Raw genomic sequence first — 19,230 nt, 5'->3', positions numbered from 1 at the left:
TATCACAAAAGATTCAAAAATATACATAGCAGGTCATCGTGGTATGGTGGGTTCTGCTATTTGGAGAGCACTTGAAGCTTTAGGGTTTACGAATCTTATAGGTAAAACAAGTAAAGAACTGGATTTAAGAAACCAGCAATTAGTAACAGATTTTTTCAACAATGAAAAACCCAATATTGTTATTGACGCTGCTGCTAAAGTAGGTGGTATTTTAGCAAATAATGAGAATCCTTATCCATTTTTAATGGAAAACCTACAGATTCAAAATAACCTTATTGATGCTGCTCATAAGGCAGATGTTCAGAAGTTTGTTTTTTTAGGAAGTTCTTGTATTTATCCAAAGTTTGCACCACAACCGTTAAAAGAAGACTATTTATTAACGGATAGTTTAGAACCAACAAATGAGTGGTATGCTATAGCAAAAATAGCAGGTGTTAAAGCTTGCCAAGCTGTAAGAAAGCAATATGGTAAAGATTTTGTGAGCTTAATGCCTACCAATTTGTATGGTCCAAATGATAATTTCGATTTGCAAAGTTCACATGTGTTGCCTGCAATGCTAAGAAAGTTTCATGAAGCTAAAAATAACGAGAATGCCTCAGTAACATTATGGGGAAGTGGGACACCAATGCGTGAATTTTTACATGTAGATGATTTAGCACAAGCCGTAGTATTTGCAATAGAGAATGTACTTCCAGAATATTTGTATAATGTTGGTACAGGTACAGATGTCACTATAAAAACGTTGGCTGAAACGATTCAAAATACGGTTGGTCATAATGGAGCAATTGAATGGGATAGTTCAAAACCAGACGGAACACCGAGAAAACTAATGGATAGCTCTAGGTTAAGAGCTTTAGGTTGGGAGCCTAAATATACTTTAGATATGGGTATACAAAATGCGTATGATTGGTTTCAGTCGCATCAAGAGGATTATAAAACGGTAAAACTTTAATAGTTTGAAATTTAGTAAACGACATCTTGCTAAAACAATTACATGGCGTATTATAGGCACATTAGATACGTTTCTATTGTCATGGTTAATATCTGGTAATATTAAGTTCGGCTCTCAAATAGCACTTATGGAGCTGGTAACCAAGATGGTTCTTTATTATTTGCATGAACGCGTTTGGTTTAAATCAAAAATAAAATCATCTAATAAGCGTCACATATTAAAAACGTTTTCATGGAGGGCTGTTGGAACGGTTGATACTTTTATTTTAGGGTGGATCGTTACAGGAAATCCTTTAACAGGATTAAAAATTGGTGGAGCTGAGGTTCTTACGAAAATGTTATTGTATTTTGGACACGAGAAACTTTGGTATCGTATTGATTTTGGATTGGACCAAAGAAATAGAAGAAAACGATTAAACGCATTGAAAAACTCTAAAGAATTATGAGCTTAAATACGGTTAGGCACGATTATAAAATCAGTAAAGCAGACCGCGAGAAGCAGCATGGTCATCGCTCTTTTCTTTTATGGTTTACTGGTTTGTCTGGTTCTGGAAAATCTACATTGGCTAATTTAGTGGAAATGGAACTTTATAAAAAAGGAATTTCGACTTTTAGTTTAGATGGTGATAATATAAGGCAAGGTATAAATAAAGACCTTAGCTTTGCACCAGAAGATCGTACAGAAAATATTAGAAGAATAGCAGAAGTTGGTAACTTAATGGTAAATGCAGGTGTAGTAACTTTAGCTGCTTTTGTTTCCCCTTATATTAAGGATAGAGAAAATATTAAAACGATAGTAGGTGCTGAAAATTTCATAGAAATTTACGTAAATACATCATTAGAAGAGTGCGAGCGAAGAGATGTTAAAGGACTTTACAAAAAAGCACGCGCAGGAGAAATAAAAAATATGACAGGGGTTTCGGCACCTTATGAGGCTCCAATTCATCCTGATATTGAAATTATTACAGATCATCAACCGATTGAAGCATCGGTTAAAAGCATATTAGACATTATTGTTGAAAAATTAAAAATTGAAGAATGAGCAACTATATTATTAACCACTTAAGAGAATTAGAATCTGAAGCGATCTTTGTTATTAGAGAGATTGCAGCACAATTTGAAAATCCTGTATTATTGTTTTCAGGAGGTAAAGATTCAATACTATTAACACATTTAGCAAAGAAGGCTTTTTTTCCGGCAAAAATTCCGTTTCCTTTAATTCATATTGATACGGGTCATAATTTTCCAGAAACGATTGCGTTTAGAGATGAATTAGTTGAAAAATTAGGTGTAACCCTTGTTGTTGGTTCTGTTCAAGAAGCCATTGATAAAGGTCGTGCTAAGGAAGAAACAGGTGCAGATGCGTCTCGTAATTCACTTCAAATTGTGTCACTTTTAGATACACTTGAAGAATATAAAGTTGATGCTGCCATGGGTGGTGCTAGACGAGATGAAGAAAAAGCACGTGCAAAAGAACGTTTTTTCTCTCATCGTGATGAGTTTGGACAATGGGATCCAAAAAATCAAAGACCTGAATTATGGAATTTATTCAATGGTCGTAAAAATTATGGAGAGCACTTTAGAGTGTTTCCAATTTCAAACTGGACAGAAATGGACGTTTGGGAATATATTAAACTTGAGAATATTGATTTACCTATGCTTTATTTTTCTCACCAACGCGATTGTGTGGTTAGAGATGGTGTGATTTTGGCAAATTCAGAATTTATAAAATTAAAAGAAGGTGAAGAGGTTGTGAATATGACTATTCGTTACCGTACTTGTGGAGATATGCCAATTACTGGCGCTGTAGAATCTACTGCAGATGATTTAGATAAAATCATAGAAGAAATTGCAACAACACGTACAACAGAACGTGGTGGTCGTGCTGATGATAAACGTGCCGAAACAGCAATGGAAGATCGTAAAAAACAAGGTTACTTTTAAAATATAAATTAGGTTAAAACTTTATGTGTCGGCTGGTTAACAGCTGACTATAAATGATAAACTAATAACTAACAACTATTACAAATGGATTATCAAGATATAGAATTATTACGTTTTACAACTGCAGGAAGTGTAGATGATGGAAAAAGCACATTAATTGGGCGCTTACTCTACGATAGCAAATCAATTTTTCAAGATCAATTAGATGCGGTTGAAGCGTCTAGTAAAAGTAAAGGTTTTGATTATGTAGATTTATCGTTGCTTACTGATGGATTAAAATCGGAACGTGAGCAGGGAATTACTATTGATGTGGCTTATCGTTATTTTGCAACTCCAAAGCGTAAATTTATCATTGCAGATACACCAGGTCATATTCAGTATACGCGTAACATGGTTACTGGTGCATCTACAGCTAATTTAGCTATTATTCTAGTTGATGCACGTAAAGGGATGTTAGAGCAAACACATCGTCATGCATTTATAGCATCATTATTACGTATACCACATGCTATTGTATGTGTTAATAAAATGGATTTAGTAGATTATAGCGAAGAAGTGTACACTCAAATAGTGGCTGACTTTAAGGCTTTTTCTTCAAAATTAGATATAAAGGATATTCAGTTTATCCCTATTTCTGCTTTAAACGGAGATAATGTGGTTAACCGTTCGGAAAACATGGATTGGTATGATGGTAGTACGTTAATGTATCATTTAGAAACCGTTCATATTTCTAGTGATCATAACTTAGTAGATTGTCGTTTTCCTATTCAGTCTGTGATTCGTCCTCACACTATAGAACACCAAGATTACAGAGGTTTTGCAGGTCGTATTGATGGAGGTATTTTTAAACCTGGAGATAAGGTTAAATCATTGCCTTCAGGATTTGTAACTACAATTAAAACAATTGAGCTTAATGGAGAACAGATCTCAGAAGCATTTGCTCCTATGTCTGTTACCATGACCTTAGAAGATGAAATAGATAACAGTCGCGGAGATATGATTGTTCGTGAAAATAATGTTCCTGAAGTTGGTCAAGATATCGAAGTTTTAGTGTCTTGGATGAGTACAAAGCCAATTCAAGCACGTACCAAAGTGGTGATAAAGCATACTACGAATGAAACCGTAGGTATGGTAAAGGAATTAAAGTATAAAATAGATATTAATACCTTACATCGTATTGAAGATATCGATAAGGTTGAAATGAATGATATTGCACGTTTGTCAATAAGAACTGCTAAACCAATATTTTTTGATGCTTATAAAAAGAACCGTCAAACAGGAAGCATTATAATTATTGACGAACAAACCAATGAAACTATTGGTGCAGGAATGATTATTTAAGCTAAAAGTTGTCAATGTCCCGCGATGAAAATTTAGAGATATTTTTAAACGAAACCAACTGTATATTAACGTTACGAGAAAATGAACAAACATTTAAAGATTGCTATAGAAGCAGCATTAGAGGCCGGTAAGTCTATTTTAGAAATATACAACACTGATGATTTTGCTGTAGAATTTAAAGGAGATAATTCTCCCTTAACTAAGGCTGATGTGGCATCTCATAATGTTATTGTAAGCTATTTAGACCAAACAGGTATTCCTGTATTGTCTGAAGAAGGAAAGTCTATACCTTATTCAGAACGAAAAGATTGGAAGCAGCTATGGATTGTAGATCCCATAGATGGTACTAAAGAGTTTATAAAACGTAATGGTGAGTTTACGGTAAATATCGCTTTAATAGAAGATCAAAAGACAAGTTTAGGTGTTGTATTTGTACCTGTTTCTGGAGAACTTTATTTTTCAAGTACAACGCTAGGAGCATTTAAAATTACAGTGAATCTTAACGATTATAATATCGATGATTTTATTGCGCAAAGTGTAAAACTGCCAATGCAACGAGAAGATAAAACGTTTACAGTAGTAGCAAGTAGGTCGCATATGTCTAAGGAAACTGAAGATTATGTTAGCGACATGCGTAAAAAACATGGCGATGTAAACTTGATTTCTAAAGGAAGCTCATTAAAATTATGTATGGTTGCGGAAGGTACTGCAGATTGTTACCCTAGATTTGCGCCAACGATGGAGTGGGATACTGCAGCAGGTCAAGCTATTTGTGAGCATGCAGGTTTTGAAGTTATTGATTGGGATACAAAAAAAAGGATGTTATATAACAGAGAAGAATTGTTGAATCATTGGTTTTTGGTTAAGTAATTTAAAGTATTATCACTTTATAAAATTAGCTAATTGTTTTGAGTAAAATTAATAATGGTTAGCTGATACAGAAATAAGATTAAAGAATAAACTAGAATAATGCTTTTTAACTCTATAGACTTTGCTATTTTTCTGCCGGTCGTTTTTTGTAGAAACTAAGAAAGCCAAATTTAAAAATTTAGTTATTTTAGAATAACGACATCTAAATTTGATATTTACATCTATTTTCTATAAACTATATTAACTATAGACTTTATTTTACTATAAAAGTTTTGTTCTATTATTCCAGAATTTACCCACTTTAGTATGTCGATATATTTATACGAATGTCTGTATAAACTAACACCATCAGGAACAGATTGGTTATTCTCGTTTTCTATTAGCTGAAAATGATTTTTTGTATCGAAATTTTTAATTCCAAAGGATATTTTATTTTTAAAAGGTAACTTATGAAATCTACGAATAATATTTATATCTGTTAAGTCTCTGTCGCAAATCTTAAAAAAATAGTTGTTTTTATTCGTTACTTTTTTCATCCTCTCTAACCTTCTGTTCCACTTAGACAATGCTTCGTTTTCATCTTTATAATGCATAAAATGCACTTCGATATCATTAAGTAGTCCTATAGGGTATAAAATTGTTGATTTATTCCATTTAGACTGAGGTATAAAAGACAATTCGTAATTAATATAATTATCAAAATTCTCCAAAAGTTCGATATAATCAGGTCCGTAGATAAATAATCCAACAAAAGGGGTGTTATATTTTACACCAAGTCGATTATAAACCTCAGCTCCCCAGCAGTTATTTGAGATAATTACAAAATTTTTATTTTTGTATATCCTTCTATCTATTTTTTCCGTGAGTCCTACTAAGGAATTTTTTAGCTTACTTTTCATTTATATACTTATAGCTAATTTACTATTATTTTCTGTGTTAAAACCAAACGTTTATTCTGAAAACGATAAAATTATCAATTTTAATTGAATGAAGCCTTTTAAGTAAAAGATTAATCTTGATAAATAAAATATAAATGGTAGATGAAAATGGTATTGTGATTAAATTCTGATATAATCAATAAATAATTTTTTTGAATGAGCGTACGTAACTATTATTAAAAATAATAAAGAAGATAGATTTGGTGAGTTAATGTTTATATAATTAATTAACGGCTTATTCTTAGGGGTATAATAAGTTGAGATAGTTGGAATATCTGCATTATCACACTTTTCATTAGATTAATTTGCGTGTCGTGGTGATTTATGTATTTTTGTTTGATAAATAGTAATATTGTTTTTCGCTATTTAAAAGTTACTTTAAGGGCTTACAATTTTCCTTAAAAATGATATAATAAGTACATGTTAGATGTAAATCCTTTATATGCGTACTATATGGGATTTTTTCAAAAAAAATATTTATTTAGATTAAAAAATATCATAACATTTCCTCTAATTTAAAGCCCTTCATGTGCTACAATGAAATTTTTATTAAATAGCTCTGTTAAACATTGGCTAAAACTTCTAACAATAACAGGTTCAGCTCAGATATTGGTACAAGTATTAGGTTTTGTTGGTGGTATACTCGTAATTAGGTTGTTACCTGTCGAGGAGTACGCTTGGTATGTATTGGCTAACACAATGTTGGGTGCTATGACGGTTTTGGCAGATGGTGGTATTTCTCAGGGAGTTATGTCTGAAGGGGGCAAGGTCTGGCAAGATAAAGTGAAGTTAGGAAAAGTATTGGCTACAGGTTTAGATTTGAGACGAAAATTTGCCATCTTTAGTTTGATACTAATGGTTCCAATATTACTGTATTTTTTGATAAAGAATAACGCTAGTTGGATTACATCAATATTTATAGCATTATCATTAATTCCTGCTTTTTATGCCAGTCTGTCTGATACATTACTGCAAATTGTTCCAAAACTTCATCAAAATATAGGTGCTTTACAGAAAAATCAAGTAAAAGTAAGCCTCGGACGTTTAGTTTTGCTTTTTGCGACATTGTTTATCTTTCCGTTAGCGTATGTGGTGATCTTAGCGAACGGTATTCCAAGAATATATGGGAATATAAAGTTGTATGAAATCGCAGGATCTAATGTGGAGATAGGGCAAAAACCCGATCTTGTAATTAGGGGAAGAATTGTAAATATGGTAAAAAGAATTTTACCAGGTGCAATTTATTACGCCTTTAGTGGACAATTGATAATTTGGTTAGCTTCTATTTTTTCTAACACAACGTCTATTGCGTATTTAGGTGCTTTGGGTAGGATAAATATGCTTTTGTCTTTATTTACTGTTATTATTAATATGTTAATAATACCGAGATTTGCAAGATTGGAGTCTATTAAAATACTTTTGTTAAAACGGTTAATTCAAATTTTAGGTGTCACTATTACAGCAATGTTAGGCTTCTTACTTATTGTTTATATGTTTAGAAGTCAAATATTATGGGTGTTAGGCGAAAGTTATAAAGACCTAGAATTTGAATTAGTCTTAATTATAATTTCTGGAGTTTTAAATTTACTAGCAGGTGTATGTTTTTCTCTATATGCTAGTAGAGGCTGGGTACTAAAACCAATGGTTACAATATCTGTTAATGTGGGAGTCACTGTATTAGGTGTTTTTATGTTAGACATAAGTACTTTATCCGGATTATTATACTTAAACATAACTATTGGATTAATAGCATTTTTAACCAATGGGGCTTACATTTTTTTTAAAATTATCAAATTAAAATCATACCAACGAACAGATGAGTAAATCATATTATGGGCCTAGCCAATTCGGTAAAATATATTTTAAAATTAAACAAAAACGTCTTTGGTTAAAACTATATATTTTAAAATTACGAGGATTACAAATAGGGCGCGATAACACGATTGGTAAGATATATGCTAATTGGCCCAATAGGTTAATTATTGGTGATAACTGTGATATACAAGATAATATTAGTTTTAGAATAGTTCACCCTTTTAAAGAAAGCAATTATATTAAACTTGGAGATCATATTTTTATTGGTGATTCATGTGAATTTAATTGCAGTTCAAAAATAATTATTGAGAATGATTGTTTAATTGCTAGTAATACTACTTTTGTAGATACTGGTCATGCTTATAAAAGAGATAAAAAAATAAAAGATCAAGCCGTTTTAAATACCCAAATTATTATTAAAGAAGACGTGTGGATAGGGACTTCTTGTAATATATTGAGTGGAGTAACCATAGGTAAAGGAGCTGTTATTGCTGCAGGTGCTGTTGTAAATAAAGATGTACCTGAATATGAGGTTTGGGGAGGTGTACCAGCTAAATTTATAAAAAAAAGAATGTAGTCAATGAAACTTATAAATAATCATGTAGTAACATTATTTGAAGGTAATTACCACTATGGTGTTGCTGGCTTATGTAATTCTTTGCATAAACAAGGCTTTAATGGAGATGTTTTTGTTGGGTATCGCGGAGAGTTACCAGATTGGACACTTAAGGCTGAAAATAATAAAGAAATAGGTTGGGATAACGCTAAGTCTTTAAAAGTGAGTGGGTCTATGACGTTACACTTTTTACCATTGACAACAAAGTATAGTTTAACCAATTATAAACCTGATTTTTTAATTGAACTATTTGAAAATAAAAACCTAAATATAGATAGTCTCTTTTATCTAGATCCAGATATTACAATTAATAAACACTGGGATCATTTTATGCAATGGATTGATGCAGGTGTGGCACTCTGCGAAGATGTGAATTCACCAATTCCGGAGCATCATCCAAGACGTGTGGGATGGAAAAATTATTATACGAAATTTAACTTAGATTTAAATTTTAAAACAGAAATGTATATAAATGGTGGTTTTATAGGTTTAAAAAGAGATGACATTCAATTTTTAAAAACATGGAAATTAGCTCAAGAGTACATGGGTGAGAAGATAGGTGGATTAGAACGCTCTATTTTTTCTAAAGGACCTGTTAAATTAGAACAGGTGCAAGGCTTTAATATTTTTGATAAAACGGATCAAGATGCACTTAATATAGCCATAGAAACTAGTTTGTTAAAAGTGAGTATAATTGGGAAAGAAGCTATGGCATTTAATGTAGGTTATAATATTATGTATCATAATTTAGGTAATCCGAAACCTTGGAATAATAATTATTCTAAAGAATTTTTTGCAGGAAACAAACCGTCTTTAGGCGATTATCATTTTTGGAGGTGTGCAAATTCTGAAACATTACGGCCTTATGCCAAACAAACTATTATGTGGAAATTATTTTGGATAAAAGTTTATCGATTTTTGTCTAGATTTTATGGTGCGAAAAAATGATTTTTGATTATCGTAGTAAGATATCGTTGTACCAATACAATCTTAAGACCATTATACTCATATACAATTATTTTACGATATAAAATATCAGATTTTTACTATTGAAAGTTAGTGTGCAGTTCAGTGTTTAATGCTGTTATCGACTAATTAAACTAATAAAATTTGTTTTATAAAAAGTGATCCCTAAGCACAATTCTTTCTTAAGAAACAAGTATTAATTGATGTTGCTAATTTTAGTTTAATTAATGTTGAAGCTTTAAAAAAAAGAAATATTTATTAAGCATTAGGTATACTTTTAAAATAATCTACTTGAATAATTCTATAAAACATTGGGTTAAATTAATAAGCATAACAGCATCTGCTCAGGTTATTGTGCAGGCATTAGGTTTTGTTTGTGGTATCTTAATAATAAGACTTCTGCCAATTGAAGAGTATGCCCTATATATATTAGCTAATACCATGTTGGGTACCATGACTGTTTTGGGTAATGCAGGTATTGACCAAGGAGTAATGTCTGAGGGAGGTAAAGTTTGGCAAGACAAGAATAAGTTAGGAGCTGTACTAATTACTGGTTTAAACTTAAGGCGGAAATTTGCTATTTGTAGTTTAATGCTAACAACCCCAATTCTATTATACTTGTTAATAGGTAATGGAGCAAGTTGGCTAACCTCTATTATGATTTCGCTATCGCTTATTCCTTCTTTTTATGCGAGTCTATCCGACGGTTTGTTGCAAGTTGTACCAAAACTCAATCAAAATATAAAATCTTTACAGAAGAATCAAGTTACAGTTAGTATTGGTAGAATTACATTATTGTTTTTAACCCTATTTGTATTTCCTTTTGCTGTAATTACTATTCTTGCAAATGGTGCGCCAAGGGTTTACGGAAATATAAAACTTAGAAAGATAGCAAAGGAACATGCTAATCTTGAACAGGTACAAGATCCAGAAGTTCAAAAAAATATTTTAAAGATTGTTAAACGCATTTTACCAGGATCTATATATTATGCGATATCAGGTCAGCTCGTTATTTGGCTTGTTTCTATATTTGGAGATACGGAATCAATTGCAAAATTAGGAGCATTAAGTAGGCTTACAATGTTAATTACCTTTGTCGTAATTATGATAGATTATGTTTTGGTACCACGATTTTCAAAACTTAAAAATAATAGACATGTATTAATTAAGGAGTATTTTACAATTCAAGTTGTTTTATTAGTTGTTTCGTTTATTATTTTATGTGGTACTTTTGTCTTTAGTGATTATATACTGTTTGTTTTAGGGGATAATTATGTAGGATTAAATAATGAGTTATTTTTAATGGCTGTAAATGGTTGTGTTTTATTATTCAGTATATCAACTAATAAGTTAATGTCATCACGAGGTATAGTTTTGTCTCCAGTGTTTTTTATTATCTTCATGATAATTATTCAATTCACTTTTGTTTTTCTAGTTGATTTAAAATCATTAGACGGAATTATCATCTATTCAATATTAACGACTATACCAATATATCTAATTAGAATAATATATTTTTTGATACAAATAAGGAAATCATGAGTTTTTTGAATAAAATAAAAATTTTTACGAAAAGAGCGTATTTCTTAAATCATTTTCCAAGTCTTTTAAGTGTTATATTTTCAAGAAAAAAGAAATTGATTTATTATGGTTTCTTAGGTGATGGTAACTTCGGTGATGAAATGGTGTTTATGGCAACAAAAAATCTATTTAAAGACTGTGTTGTTATTCCCTATCAGAGACATATGCCATTTATGATAAAGCTGTATTGTAAATTATTTAATGATAATATAAATGGTATTATTATTGGAGGCGGTACAATTATTAGATCATTTAGTGCTGATAAAATTTACTACAAAAAATTAGTATCTCAAAATAAGCCTGTTTTTTTTCATGGAACAGGTGCTGATGAACACTTAATGGATAAAGTTTTTTGGCCTTCAATTTTAACAAGCGATTTTTATGGTGGTTTAAGAGGTCCGCAATCTCAGCTTGCTTTAGAACAAATAGGATTTAATTTTAAACAAATCGGTGATGCGGGTTTATACCTTAAAGAGAGTGCTAATCCTGTCAAAAAAAAGAAGGTGATCATTGTCAATTTTGGTACTCATAAAGCATTACAAGTTTTGCTTTATAGTAGAAGCCAAATTATTGAGTTTTTAAAAGAACAAGTGACTAAAGATTATAAAATAGTGTATTTGCCTCTACATTCTATCGATTTTGATTTAGGAAAATCTCTAAGAGTAGAAATTCCTGAGTTAGAATTATTAGATATTGCTACTTCATATAAAAAGACATTAGAATTAATGAGTGAAGCAGAATTTTGTGTTGGAGAACGATTGCATTATGTTGTTATGAGTATATTGGCTAATACTAATTTTATCTCTATAAATTATGATGACAAACATGCTGATTTCTTAAAATCACTTGATTTAGAAAATTTTGGATTTTCACCTAATAATATAACAACAAAGATCATTAATGAAAATTTTGATAATCAAATAAGTTTGATAAATTGGGCTGGTGTTAATGCTAATATTGAAAGGCTTAAATTGATTCATGATAGTGAAAGAGATCTTTTTTTGGATTAGTACTTAGATAAAATAGATCTTATAGTTTATTCGTATTGTTTAATGGGGTGTTTAAAAAATTGCAATAATTGAAAAATTATCACATATTGATTTACAAAGAGAAGCTATATTTACAAGTAATATAATTATGATGAATAAAATTAGTTAATGAAACATAAAAAGATATTACTCATTACCAATAATTTCCCACCCATTAGCTGTGGTGTTGGTGATTACACCTATAATATAGGAAAAGAATTTATAAATGAAGGCCATGATGTTGCAATAATATGTCGTGACGACAAACGTATATCAGACTATTGGAATAAAACAAATGAGGGTTTCACTGTTCATACAGCAGGAGGGAATTGGACAATTGAAGATTGGAAAAAAGTGTTAAATTTAGTATCTAAACTTTCTGTAGATAATTTGATTTTTCAGTATGTACCTGGTTCTTATAATAAATATACTGTGCCTTTGTCTTTATTATATTTTTTTAATAAATTAAAAAAAACAGAAGTTAAAGTTATAACTACTTTTCATGAAACTTATGTAAGATATAATTGGTCGCATCCCAAATACCTGTATGTAGCTTTAGGACAACGAATAATTGCAAGGCATGTTGCGAAGAAAAGTGATAAGCTTATTACTAGTATCGATCGTTATAAAGACCAATTAGAAAGATGGAATTCAAATATTAATCTAATTCCAATTGGTTCAAATATTATACCTGTTGAGGTACTGATTTCTGATATTTTAGAGGTGCGTAAAACTATAGCACCTAAAGGTGAAACTGTATTTTGTACCTTTGGAAATCGAAATCATGAATTGCTTTTAGAATTGTTTAAAAAGATTTTGAACATAAAACCTGAAAGTACGTTACTTATTATAGGTAAAGTTAATGCAGATTTAAGTACCCTGACCAAAAGTGTAAGAAATCAGATTTATACTACAGGTTTTTTAGAGGCTAACGAGGTTTTTAAATATTTAAAATCGAGTAATGCGTTTATCATGTTAGATAAAGTTGGAGAAAAAGGTAATGGAGGAACCTGTAATAAAAGTGGTTCACTAGCGGCTGGGTTTGCAGCAAAACTTCCTGTTTTTGCAACTAAGGGTGATATGACCAATAGATTATTGATAGAAGAAAGTGGAATTGAATTTATACCATATACTAATATTAATAAAGCAGCAGAACTTATAGTAAGCCATATGGAGAATGAACAGTATAGAGCAAAGAAAATAAAACAATCAGAAATTTTTTATTTAAAATTCCTGAGTTATAATAAGATAATTACAGAATACCTTAAATTTTAATATAGAAATAATTATGGATAATGTCGTTTATATTGTTGCGGGAACGGAACGTTCTGGGTCAAGTCTGCTCTCAGCATTACTTGCAGGTTCAGGAGCAAAATTTAATATGCCAATTGTAGAAGATTGGTATAGAGGTTCAGGGGCTTATGAGCATGAAGATTATATGCAGTTAATAAAGCATGTAAAGAGATCATTATTCTTTAAACGCTTTTCAGATAGGTTGAGTAATCGTGAAAGAAAAAAAGCTATAGCGATTGCTAAAACGCTTTTTAAAAGTGCAAAATTTGTGAAATATCCGCCATTTTCCGAACATGTAGCAAATATTGTCAAAGAAGCAGGTTTTGAGCCAGTTATAATACTAATTTATCGTAAGTTTAGTGATTATTTAAGGAGCAGTATGATTAAAAGTGGAGGAACGTTTAATGAGCATAAGCAAAATTATATAAGTGTTAATCAAACTTGTTTTTCTCAACTATTTATTTTTGGAGGTTGCGCAATATCTTATGAAGAACTTATGGATTTAAAAGACGTTAATTGGGCTAATAGGTTGGAAAGACTATGTGGTTTAAGTGAAAAAACGTTATTAGAATTCAGATCTAAAACAGTGAAAGAGTTTACTAATATTAATCAGATTCCACAATTAGACGATGAAGCAGAACGTTTATATCAATTAATAACAAACCATAAGGACGACGTAATTATAGGAGAGAAGCAAAAATTGCATTCATGAAAATATTAATTTATACATCAGTTTTTTATCCATCAACAGGAGGTATGGAGACTGTCGCTGAGGTATTAGCAAATGAATTTTCTCTATTAGGGCACGATGTGTCGGTGGTAACTAAAACAAAGTTAGGTTCTGGCAAAAAGAAAAATAATTGGGCTTTTCCTGTATACTATGACATCTCTTTTAAAAAATATTGGACATTGTTACATGATGCAGATGTTATCTTACATAATTGTATAAGTTTGAAGCAGGTTTTTCCAGATTGGTTCTATTATCGTAAGGTATTTGTAATTCACCATACCTGGTATAATAAGAACGTGAATGGAAAACTAGTATTATCGTCTTATTTAAAGCGTTGGGTGAGTCGTTGTGTTCATAATTGTTTCATTAGCAAAGCTATTCAAGACGATTTAAATATACCTGGAAAAGTTCTATCTAATCCTTATGATAGTGAGTTGTTTAAAGTGAATAATAATGTTCACAGAACAAAAGAGTTAGTGTTTTTAGGTAGATTAGTTTCAGATAAAGGTGGTGCTATTCTTTTAGAAGCATTATTACAATTAAAACCTGAATTTACGCCTAAACTAACAATAATAGGTGATGGTCCTGAAAAGCTATCTCTCGAAAACTATGCAAGTAAATATTTGCCAGGACAAGTTGAATTTTTAGGTAAATTACAAGGGGAGAAATTAGCGTTAGTATTAAACGAGCATCAACTAATGGTAGTGCCTTCTCTTTGGGAAGAACCTTTTGGAGTCGTTGCCTTAGAGGGTATTGGTTGTGGTTGTTTAATCATAGGATCAGAAGGTGGTGGTCTAAAAGAAGCCATTGGAGATTGTGGTTGGACTTTTCCTAACGGTAATATCGATGCCTTGGCAGAATTGCTACAGAAGGTTTTAAAAAAACCACAGCAATGGAGTCAATTACAAGAGTCGATGCCTTTGCACTTATATAAGCATCAACCTTCACAAATAGCTTCGGATTATTTAAATTATTTTAAAGAACATGTTAAAACAACTTAGGGCATTTATTAATCCTAAAAACATTTTACCAAAAACTTCAAATCCTGAATCTAAAAGTATTCGTATAGGTTTATTGGCAATTCTTGTTTTTACGGTTTTTAATGGAGCAATACGTAAATGGATATTTAACGCAGGAGCAATAGGTAGTGTAATTTTATTATTACAAATATTTGTGCCTATACTATTTTACTATTTAGTAGCTCGTAGTAATCTGCCTAAATTAAAAAAAGCACCAGTGATTTGGCTGTTATATTTGTTTTATGTGTGCCTTACCGCTATCAACCCCATGAATAAAACAGTATATCATGGCATTTTTGGTGTATTACTGCACACCGGTTATTTTTTACTTTGGTTGGCTTATTTACAGAAAAATCAATGGATGGAGCTAGAAAAACTAGTGCCAATGTTATTGTTAATATTAGTTATTGAATTTGTCTTAGCAAGTTTCCAATATGCCTTGCCAGGGACACATATTTTAAATATACAAGCTGGTGGAGGAGCTAATAATGCCATTGTAGGTGATGCTGTAAGAGTATCAGGGACCTTTAGTTATATTGGCGGCTTTCAGGTAATGATTCCATTATTTGCTTGTCTTGCTTGGTTCATGATGTTGCGTCATTATGCTACTTGGTTGATTTTTGGAGTGTTAGGGTTAGGGCTTTTGATGGCTTTTATGAGTGGCTCCCGTGGTGCTGTAGGATTTTTTTTAATGTATGTGGTGATAGCCATTTTTCTTTCAGGAAATACTATTAATTCGCTTTTTAAACTAATAATTCAAGGTGGTTTAATAATTACGCTCGTAATATTTTTTGCACCGTCGTTTCAAAAATCAGGCATTAACAGTTACAACAATTTTAAAGATCGTGTAGAGAATACAGATCAAGTAGATGACCGCGTTGCAGGAAGTTACGAGCAATTACTTCATTTTAGAGGGCGTTATCCCATATTTGGGTTAGGTTTAGGGGCGACTTATCAAGGGGCAAATGCATTATTTGGGACGTCTAGCTACGTTAAAGAATTTGGAGGTTATGAAAGTGAATTAGAGCGTGTAGTGCTAGAAGGGGGGTTTGTTTTACTTTTTTTAAGAATAATATTGGTACTCGTACTTTTAAAAAACACAGAATATTTGCCTTTCTTAGGAAAAGCCTTTTTCTTTGTGGTGTTTATGAATTCTATGATGACTTTTAATGTGTACCAAGGTGTATTTTTTGTTTTAGGAATGTTGCTGGTAGATCGTGGTTATTATTTAAAACAACTAGAACTAGAACAAAATGACACAGAATTATTAAATATAATGTAATGAAGATAGATGTATCACAACCAGGAAGGCAACATACGCATTTGTTATTACAAGCTTTAGAACATCAAGGTATATTAGGTAAGTTCTATACCGTATTTGCATCTAATAAATTAGGAGTTCTTACAAAAGTACTACCTGTTAAGTTGAAAGCTCAACTTCGAAAGCGCTTTTTTGCGCAAATACCTAGCAATAAGATTGCACATCAACCTAAGTTGTTTTTAGATGAAAAGTTTGGGAAGATAAGTACTGAGGTAGATTTAATTAAAAAGGTTTATGAGCCTTTTGATCAACGCGTGTCAAGATCTGTTAAGCACACTAAGTCAGGTATTTTAATTGGTTACGAAAACGCGAACGTAAATACTTTTAAAGCTGCTAAAGCAAATGGAATTACAACAGTTCTTGACTTGGCACAAATACATCATGGGAGCATTGAAGAGATTCATAAAAATTTCGGATTTTTAGACCGTAGTTATACACCTGAGGTACTGGATTTTATTAACAGTCGTAAGACTGAAGCATTAAGATATACAGATTATATATTTACACTATCTAGTTTTGCAAAAGATAGTTTAACGGCGAATGGTGTACTTGATAAAAAAATTCATACCGTGAATATTGGTATTCATCTTCAAAACTTTTATCCTAAAAAGAAGTACAACCAAAACTCTAAATTTCGCTTTTTGTTTGTTGGTACTATTACGAGGCGTAAAGGTTTGGAGCTTATCTTTGAGGCTTATAAAGCACTAAATTTACCAGATGTGGAGTTAGTACTCATAGGTCCTATGGCAAATGGATCAGAATTATTAGAGCGTTATAAAGGTTTATATAGTTACTATCCCTTTATGCACCACGAAGAACTAGCAACACAGTATAGAGAGGCAGATGTGTTTGTATTTCCATCATATTTAGACAGTTGGGCGCAAACAGTTGTAGAGTCTATGGCTTGTGGTACGCCTGCAATTGTATCGGAAAATACAGGGGCTAAAGATGCTGTGATTCAGGGAGGTGGTTTTATTGTGCCAACAGGTGATTTAAATGCTCTCAAAAATAAAATGTTGCATTTTTATAAAAACAGAGATGAATTAGAAGAAAAGGGACGTAATGCAGCAAAAATTGCTTCTAAGTATACCATAGAGAATTATCATAATCAAATAATTAATGCCCTGAAACATATTGAAAATGAAAAAAATAAGGGTTAATTATATTTTTAGAAAACGAGGGGCTAGTCATAATAGTATTGAAGAGTTGTTTCAAAGTATTATTAGACATTTACCGGAGGAAATTGATGCTAATATTGTAGAGTTACCCTATGAAGGTGCTTCTCTTAAATCTATTTGTTTAAATATTTGGCATGTTTTTTTTTTAAAAGGTATTATACATATTACAGGTGATGTCCATTATATTGGAATAATTCCATTCAAAAAAACCATACTAACGATTCATGATGCTAATATTTTTAGCTTAAACAAGCATAGTGCCATTCAGCAAAAAATGTTAAAATTATTATGGTTTGTTCTTCCAGCTATTTTTGTTAAGAAAATTACAGTCATATCAGAGTTTACTAAAAAGCAATTATTAAGTATTTACCCCAAGGCAATAAAAAAAACGGAAGTAATTTATAATCCGGTAAACCCTATTTTAAAATCTGAGCCTAGGAGTAATTTATCTAAAAAGCCCATCGTATTGCATCTAGGAACTAAAGAACACAAAAACTTAACGAATACTGTAAAAGCGCTGTCAAATTTTGATTGTGAACTATATATCGTCGGTCATATGGATCAAAAGCAATCAGAGTTAGTAAACACTTATTCTATAGATTATACAAATTTTAGTAATATTGCTTTTGATAAAGTTAAAGATTTATATGAAAAATGTGATGTAGTCAGTTTTCTGTCTTTTTATGAAGGATTTGGAATGCCAATAATTGAGGCTCAAAAAGTTGGTAGAGCAATTATTACTAGTAACCAATGTTCAATTCCTGAGATTGGTGGTGATGGAGCGTTGTTTGTAGATCCAAATAATATAGAAGCTATATCAAGGGCATTTGAAAAAGTTTTTTATAAAGATAATTTTCGATCTGAACTTATCAATAAAGGTTACGAAAATGTTAAAAAGTTTAGTATGTATAGAATAAGTGCTAAGTATTGTCAATTATATAAAAGTATTGAAAAAAAATAGAAATGAAAGTAAAAGCTTTAATTCAAATATTAATTTTATTTTTCCCTTGGTCGATTAGACGAAGGATCTTAAATAGTTTATTCAATTATAAGATTCATAAATCGGCTAGTATTGGAAAATCGTTTATTTTTTCAGATAAATTAATAATGAAAGAACACTCTAAAATAGGTCATTTTACGTTTTGTAATAACATTGACGGTTTAGAATTAGGTGAATATGCTAGAATCGGCACTTTTAATTATATTACAGGATTGACCATTAAGAATCGGAAATTCTTTATACACAGAACAGATAGGAAATGTTTGCTCGAAATTGGGAAACACAGTGCTATAACAAGTAGGCACTTTATAGATTGCACTGATAGGGTAAAAGTTGGTGAGTTTACAACTATTGCCGGAATTAGATCTCAAATTTTTACGCACAGTATTAACATAAAGGAGAATATACAAGATTGTAAGGCGATAGAAATTGGATCTTATTGTTTTATGGGTACAAACTCTACTATTCTGCCAGGGTCTAAATTGCCTGATTATAGTGTTTTAGGTGCTGGTTCCGTTTTAAATAAGAGTTATGAAGAAGAGTTCACTCTTTATGGAGGTGTACCTGCAACTGTAATTAAAAATATGTCTAAAGATGACACTAAATATTTTAATAGAACCACAGGATTTGTAAGCTAAT

At 31.2% G+C, this 19,230-nt stretch carries 19 protein-coding genes; 18 read left to right on the top strand and 1 reads right to left on the bottom strand.

The genetic code is table 11. From position 1 onward, the window contains the following. Position 1: 1 nt before the first annotated feature. From HM981_RS02305 to cysQ, 6 genes are all read left to right on the top strand, one after another. Positions 2–952, top strand: a complete 951-nt coding sequence (locus tag HM981_RS02305) for a GDP-L-fucose synthase family protein (RefSeq protein ID WP_179337660.1) — start codon at positions 2–4, stop codon at positions 950–952. 4 nt (positions 953–956) lie between these two features. After that, a complete protein-coding gene (locus HM981_RS02300; protein WP_179336971.1) occupies positions 957–1,397 on the top strand; it encodes a DUF2061 domain-containing protein in 441 nt (146 codons plus the stop codon). Next, positions 1,394–1,993: an adenylyl-sulfate kinase gene (cysC, locus tag HM981_RS02295; RefSeq protein WP_179336970.1), complete on the top strand. Its 600-nt coding sequence runs from the start codon at positions 1,394–1,396 to the stop codon at positions 1,991–1,993. The genes HM981_RS02300 and cysC overlap by 4 nt, the downstream gene beginning before the upstream one ends. After that, entirely contained in the window at positions 1,990–2,895 is a 906-nt protein-coding gene (gene cysD / locus HM981_RS02290) for a sulfate adenylyltransferase subunit CysD (RefSeq protein WP_179336969.1), read from the top strand. Before cysC ends, cysD begins: the two co-directional genes overlap by 4 nt. An 84-nt stretch (positions 2,896–2,979) precedes the next feature. After that, the gene (locus HM981_RS02285) at positions 2,980–4,236 is read left to right on the top strand and encodes a sulfate adenylyltransferase subunit 1 (protein ID WP_179336968.1); all 1,257 of its coding nucleotides are present in this window, start codon (positions 2,980–2,982) and stop codon (positions 4,234–4,236) included. Between the two features lie 81 nt (positions 4,237–4,317). Beyond that, on the top strand, positions 4,318–5,106 hold the full coding sequence (gene cysQ / locus HM981_RS02280; RefSeq protein WP_179336967.1) for a 3'(2'),5'-bisphosphate nucleotidase CysQ: 789 nt from the start codon (positions 4,318–4,320) through the stop codon (positions 5,104–5,106). 221 nt (positions 5,107–5,327) lie between these two features. Here the strand turns inward: cysQ and HM981_RS02275 are convergent, their stop codons facing one another. After that, positions 5,328–6,005 carry a DUF1919 domain-containing protein gene (locus tag HM981_RS02275; RefSeq protein ID WP_179336966.1) on the bottom strand — a complete coding sequence of 226 codons (678 nt, stop codon included), beginning with the start codon at positions 6,003–6,005 and terminating at the stop codon, positions 5,328–5,330. Between the two features lie 576 nt (positions 6,006–6,581). Between HM981_RS02275 and HM981_RS02270 the strand changes: the two genes are divergently transcribed. From HM981_RS02270 to HM981_RS02215, 12 genes are all read left to right on the top strand, one after another. Continuing rightward, positions 6,582–7,868, top strand: coding sequence for an MATE family efflux transporter (locus HM981_RS02270; RefSeq protein WP_179336965.1), 1,287 nt, complete (start codon positions 6,582–6,584; stop codon positions 7,866–7,868). Continuing rightward, the gene (locus HM981_RS02265) at positions 7,861–8,436 is read left to right on the top strand and encodes an acyltransferase (protein ID WP_179336964.1); all 576 of its coding nucleotides are present in this window, start codon (positions 7,861–7,863) and stop codon (positions 8,434–8,436) included. The genes HM981_RS02270 and HM981_RS02265 overlap by 8 nt, the downstream gene beginning before the upstream one ends. Positions 8,437–8,439: 3 nt before the next feature. Beyond that, positions 8,440–9,423 carry a hypothetical protein gene (locus HM981_RS02260; protein ID WP_179336963.1) on the top strand — a complete coding sequence of 328 codons (984 nt, stop codon included), beginning with the start codon at positions 8,440–8,442 and terminating at the stop codon, positions 9,421–9,423. 309 nt (positions 9,424–9,732) lie between these two features. Then, positions 9,733–10,983 carry a lipopolysaccharide biosynthesis protein gene (locus tag HM981_RS02255; protein ID WP_179336962.1) on the top strand — a complete coding sequence of 417 codons (1,251 nt, stop codon included), beginning with the start codon at positions 9,733–9,735 and terminating at the stop codon, positions 10,981–10,983. Between the two features lie 5 nt (positions 10,984–10,988). Beyond that, entirely contained in the window at positions 10,989–12,032 is a 1,044-nt protein-coding gene (locus tag HM981_RS02250; protein WP_179336961.1) for a polysaccharide pyruvyl transferase family protein, read from the top strand. Positions 12,033–12,179: 147 nt separating this feature from the next. Then, the gene (locus HM981_RS02245) at positions 12,180–13,325 is read left to right on the top strand and encodes a glycosyltransferase family 4 protein (RefSeq protein ID WP_179336960.1); all 1,146 of its coding nucleotides are present in this window, start codon (positions 12,180–12,182) and stop codon (positions 13,323–13,325) included. Positions 13,326–13,338: 13 nt separating this feature from the next. Further along, positions 13,339–14,055 (top strand): hypothetical protein, encoded by a 717-nt coding sequence (locus HM981_RS02240; protein WP_179336959.1) that lies wholly within the window; start codon positions 13,339–13,341, stop codon positions 14,053–14,055. Further along, complete coding sequence (locus tag HM981_RS02235; protein ID WP_179336958.1) at positions 14,052–15,074, top strand: glycosyltransferase family 4 protein; 1,023 nt, start codon at positions 14,052–14,054, stop codon at positions 15,072–15,074. Before HM981_RS02240 ends, HM981_RS02235 begins: the two co-directional genes overlap by 4 nt. Beyond that, positions 15,058–16,374: a hypothetical protein gene (locus HM981_RS02230; RefSeq protein ID WP_179336957.1), complete on the top strand. Its 1,317-nt coding sequence runs from the start codon at positions 15,058–15,060 to the stop codon at positions 16,372–16,374. Before HM981_RS02235 ends, HM981_RS02230 begins: the two co-directional genes overlap by 17 nt. Further along, positions 16,374–17,573, top strand: coding sequence for a glycosyltransferase family 4 protein (locus HM981_RS02225; RefSeq protein WP_179336956.1), 1,200 nt, complete (start codon positions 16,374–16,376; stop codon positions 17,571–17,573). Before HM981_RS02230 ends, HM981_RS02225 begins: the two co-directional genes overlap by 1 nt. Beyond that, positions 17,554–18,552, top strand: coding sequence for a glycosyltransferase family 4 protein (locus HM981_RS02220; protein ID WP_179336955.1), 999 nt, complete (start codon positions 17,554–17,556; stop codon positions 18,550–18,552). Before HM981_RS02225 ends, HM981_RS02220 begins: the two co-directional genes overlap by 20 nt. 2 nt (positions 18,553–18,554) lie before the next feature. Then, positions 18,555–19,229, top strand: a complete 675-nt coding sequence (locus tag HM981_RS02215) for an acyltransferase (RefSeq protein WP_179336954.1) — start codon at positions 18,555–18,557, stop codon at positions 19,227–19,229. Position 19,230: the final 1 nt, after the last annotated feature.

The organism is Winogradskyella ludwigii (assembly GCF_013403985.1).
GTDB classification, from domain to species: domain Bacteria; phylum Bacteroidota; class Bacteroidia; order Flavobacteriales; family Flavobacteriaceae; genus Winogradskyella; species Winogradskyella ludwigii.
This window is presented reverse-complemented; position numbering and strand designations above follow the sequence as displayed.